The organism is Massilia sp. TWP1-3-3, assembly GCF_049897805.1.
Classification (GTDB): Bacteria; Pseudomonadota; Gammaproteobacteria; order Burkholderiales; family Burkholderiaceae_D; genus Telluria_A.
The window spans coordinates 1-4,218 of the sequence record NZ_JAFCWX010000076.1; the positions used below are offsets into that span (position 1 = coordinate 1).

The 4,218-nt window shown below is 48.1% G+C and carries 4 protein-coding genes; all 4 read right to left on the reverse strand.

From position 1 onward, the window contains the following. Window positions 1-33: 33 nt before the first annotated feature. A complete protein-coding gene (locus ACP7D4_RS27545) occupies window positions 34-309 on the reverse strand; it encodes a hypothetical protein (RefSeq protein WP_426212596.1) in 276 nt (91 codons plus the stop codon). Between the two features lie 1,048 nt (window positions 310-1,357). Further along, complete coding sequence (locus tag ACP7D4_RS27550; protein ID WP_426212597.1) at window positions 1,358-1,987, reverse strand: hypothetical protein; 630 nt, start codon at window positions 1,985-1,987, stop codon at window positions 1,358-1,360. Between the two features lie 281 nt (window positions 1,988-2,268). Then, complete coding sequence (locus tag ACP7D4_RS27555; RefSeq protein WP_426212598.1) at window positions 2,269-2,763, reverse strand: hypothetical protein; 495 nt, start codon at window positions 2,761-2,763, stop codon at window positions 2,269-2,271. A gap of 72 nt (window positions 2,764-2,835) precedes the next feature. Next, the coding region (locus ACP7D4_RS27560; protein WP_426212600.1) for an HET-C-related protein at window positions 2,836-4,218 on the reverse strand (1,383 nt) is incomplete at its 5' end.

The following is a 4,218-nucleotide window of genomic DNA, read 5'->3' on the forward strand; positions in this document are numbered from 1 at the left end:
GGGGCCGGCCCCCGCTGCGACGATGCCAGCCGGTCACGAGCGGTCGCGTCGCGGCAGAGCGTCCGATTGACCATCAGATATCGTGACCATCAAGCCATCAAACATCTTGCACGCGCTCATCTCTAAGGTACCACCCAACTGCACCTTCGTATCTGAGAAATAAATCCCGTCATCTTTTATGTTAATGGAAACACCAGCAAGAGCAGTAGTTGATTCTGACGAATCAGCGGCGGCGGAAAATGGCTTTTGGGCATCACATCCCATCAGTATGAGGGAGAACATGATTCCAAATAGATGACTCTTTGCCATATCTCTGCCTCATCAATAAGTTGGGGCCTACTGTGGTATCAGACCGGCTGCGCAATCCTTGCTATTCCTATGCAGCGGGTGCTGCGGATCAGCCTGTGTACGCGCGTGGACCCCGGGCGCATGCCAAAGTTGGAACATTAATCAGCTTTGACAAGCCAATCTTGGCAATATTGTCGAATTATTGCTCACTAGCGAGCTGAAGAATTTTAGCTTTGCGTCCAGTCCAAGCCTAGAGGTAGAGTCGGCATGATCTTACTCTGCAGCCCTCCAACGCTATTCCTCGGACGGATTTCTTAACGAAAAACCAATACTCTCAATCGTATCGGTCTTCCTGGTTCCTTTGAGGTGAAAAAATAGCAGCACCCTGTCGGAGAATGTTCCATGCGGCGTCGAATAATCCATTGTCCCGCAGCGAACATTTCTATTGCGATTTAGCTTGGTACGTATCTCATCGAACCCGGTGTTTCAGTCTATAAAAGCGCCGTCGATGTCAGCTTCCCGGAGAAAGGCGACTGAGGAGGTAGACCGGCGTAATGCACGGTATCTGGGTCAGTAAAATCTTCTGGAAGTGAAATAAAAAGATTTACGAATTTCACCGTCTTCTGTGTCTGTTCGGTACCTCTAAGCCAAGGCTATCCCATATGCACAAAATGGCACCGACCTTTGCTTTTGTACACCTTGGCGGCGTAGAAATCGCCGCCTTCCAGCTCTCCAAGGTTCCGCCCAATTGAACCTTCTTATCCGAGAAGTAAATCGTATCATCTTTCATCCTAATGGGAATACCAGCCTGAGCAGTACTTCGGTTTGGTGACTCCGCTACCGCGGCAAGAGACTTTTGGGCATCACATCCCATCAGTATGAGGGAAAACAAAATTCCAAATAGATAATTCGTTAACATTTCTCCGCCTACAAATACTTCGTATGACCTAGTTAAAAAACCTGCCGCTCAATCCGATGCAGCCTGCTACGCCACTGCGATCTACAATTTACCGTGCTGGTCGCACGTGGTATATCTGATGCATTCTGCCGCTTTGTACAAACGCCAACGTCATTTGGCAGAATGGTCTATTAAAGAAAAACCGATACTTTCGATCGCATCGGTCTTCCTGGTTCCTTTGAGGTGAAAAAATAAAAGCACCTCATCGGAAAATTTCCCCTGCGGAGTAGAACAATCAAGTGTACCGCAGTGTACATATCTATTCCGATTAAGCTTGGGCCTTATCTCATCAAAGCCAGTGTATTTGTTGATAACAATTCCGTCGAATGTCAGCTTTCCGGCGAATGGCGCCTGCGGAGGTAGCCCGGAGTAGTGCACGGTATGTGGGTCCGTGAAATCATCTGGAAGAGAGATAAAAATATTTACGAATTCCACCGTTTTCTGCTTGTCTTCAGTACCAACCTCTAGGCCAAGGCTATCCCATATGCACAACACGGCCCCCACCTTTGCGTTTGTACACCTCGACGGTGCCGAAATCGCAGCTTTCCAACTCTCCAAGGTACCACCCAACCGCACCTTCTTATCTGAAAAATAAATCCCGTCATCTTTCATGCTGATGGCAATACTAGCCCGAGCAGTAGTTGGTTTTGGCGAATCCGCCATAGCGGCGACAGGATTCTGGGCATCACATCCCATCAGCATGAGGGAGAACATGATTCCTAATAAATGACTCTTTAACATTTTTTCCTCGTCAATAAGTTGGTTCGCTAATGTAGTATCAGAGCGGAGGCGCCATCCTTGCCATTCCTGGGCAGCAGGCGCTACAGATCAGTCTGCGTATTGGTGTGATCCAGAGCGCATGTCAATTGGAAACATTAATCAGCGGTGGACAAGCCCATCTTGGCAATATCGTCGGATTCTTGCACGCCACTCAGCTGAAAAATTTGGTTTCGCTTCCATTCTAAGCGGAGGGCTAGTGGCATGCCAACCTTAGTCTGCAGCCCGTTGGGCACTCGCCGACGTCAACCGTCGGGTGGTTCTCTTAATGAAAAACTAAGGCTTTCAACCGTATCGGTCATCCTGGTTCCCTTGAGGTGAAAAAATAACAGCACCCTATCGGAGAATGTTCCATGCGGTGTTGAACAGTCCAATGTCCCGCAGCGAACGTTTCTATTGCGATTGGAACGTACCTCATCGAACCCGGTGTTTTGATTTATAACAGCGCCATCGAATGTGAGCTCCCCGGAGAAACGCGACTGGGGAGGTAGCGCGGCGTAATGCACGGTATTTGGATCAGTCAAAAAGTCTGGAAAAGAGATATAAAGATTCTCAAATCCCACCGTTTTTTGCGTGTCTTCGGTACCAACTTCTAACCCAAGGCTATCCCAAGTGCACATAATGGTACCGACTTTGTTCTTTGTACACCTTGAGGGCGCCGAAATAGCAGCTCTCCAACTCTCCAATGCCCCCCCCAGTTGCACCTTCTTATCTAAGAAATAAATCGCGTCATCTTTCATGGTGATTTAGATAACTCGTGGACATTTTTCTGCCTTTTTAATAGATTAGATCAGAAACCCCTTGCTGTTCCATTATGGCTTTCCATGTGCTGCTGTTTTAGCTACGGCAGGCACAGTTGCATTAGGCTGTGCTGACGTAAATCTCAAAGGAGTCGTCGGCTTCGGTGGAGCAGGAAGGACTTTGCTCTTACCAAAATTAGGCGAGACTTTATTCGTTTCGCCGAACAGATCTTCATAGTACTTGTTGACGTAATCCCAGGTTAAAGCACTATCCTTTCGTATAGTTTCGATTTTTTTCCGCACTTCTTTCTCGTGCTGTCGCTTAAGCGTATGCCACAAAGTTGGATCCCCACCTTGCTTTATTTGCTCCGGGTGTCGAAGCGCCCAGTCGCGAACAATTTCATCTTGCCAGTGGCAATCATAAGGGTGCACTAAATATGAGGCCGCCCTTGCCGCCGGATCGGCGTCCTTGCGCCCGTCCCACCAGTTAGCGCCCAGAACATTGCCTACATCTGCTACCGCATGTTTGGCCAATGCTGCGGCGAGCGTGTGGAACGGATGATTATCATGGTCTTTTGCAAGCTGGGAGTGCGATGGATCAGTGGAATTGTGCTCGCCTGGATAACCTTTTAGTAATGTCTGTGAATCATCCACGCTGTTTCCGACGGTATGCAAGAGTGTCGAGAATACCCAGTTATGGATATTAATTAACAAGCCAAAAGTGTAATGAAAAATCTTCCTTTTTGTTTCCATTCCACGCATATTGTAAACGTAAGCGCGACCTTCGATATACCACAGGTAATATGTTACCCATTCATGATAATTATGTTCGCGCAGCATGATTAGGACAATTCTATCAGCCGGCGTGTGTGCCGTCGGGTCTTTCGGATCATACTCCCAATCGACCTTGAATAGAAGATCTGCGATGGTTCCCGCAGTACTTGCAACAACATCGTCGGGATTGAACATTCCTGTTACGATTGGTATCTTGTGGATACATGGCGCTGTAGCTGTCCAAGCCAACACATTTGTATGCCCAAGCTTGCGAAGAGAGAGTTCGACGAAATTACTGTGCGCGAAATAATCTTCAAGTACGTGCAATCCTGCGCCCAGATGGCGACAACCTTCCGATGTTGGGCCGAGGGCCACTGCGGTATTGATTTCTTTGCGCATGTAGTCGCGCGACGTAGAAATGTACCGCTTCATTGAAGTCGTCGGATCGATTGTAAGGCTTTCAGGTTTTGCCGGTGGATCGAAATCCGTATCAATTGTCTTTGGATCCGGCGCCGATTTTTTCGCACTCGTCGGATTATCGATATGTTCGACCGGTTTATAGACCAATCCACCCAAGTTAAGACATTTCAACAGTTTTTCTGAGTCATCTTCTTGTGTGGTTTTACGCCGGGCTTCCTGGGCTTCGAACGATTCTCTCGATGGCGATAGGTCTTCCCGGCA

Coding starts and splice junctions, on each gene's coding strand:
- ACP7D4_RS27555 (WP_426212598.1), bottom strand. CDS start 2,763: ATGAAAGATGACGCGATTTATTTCTTAGATAAGAAGGTGCAACTGGGG.
- ACP7D4_RS27545 (WP_426212596.1), bottom strand. CDS start 309: ATGGCAAAGAGTCATCTATTTGGAATCATGTTCTCCCTCATACTGATG.
- ACP7D4_RS27550 (WP_426212597.1), bottom strand. CDS start 1,987: ATGTTAAAGAGTCATTTATTAGGAATCATGTTCTCCCTCATGCTGATG.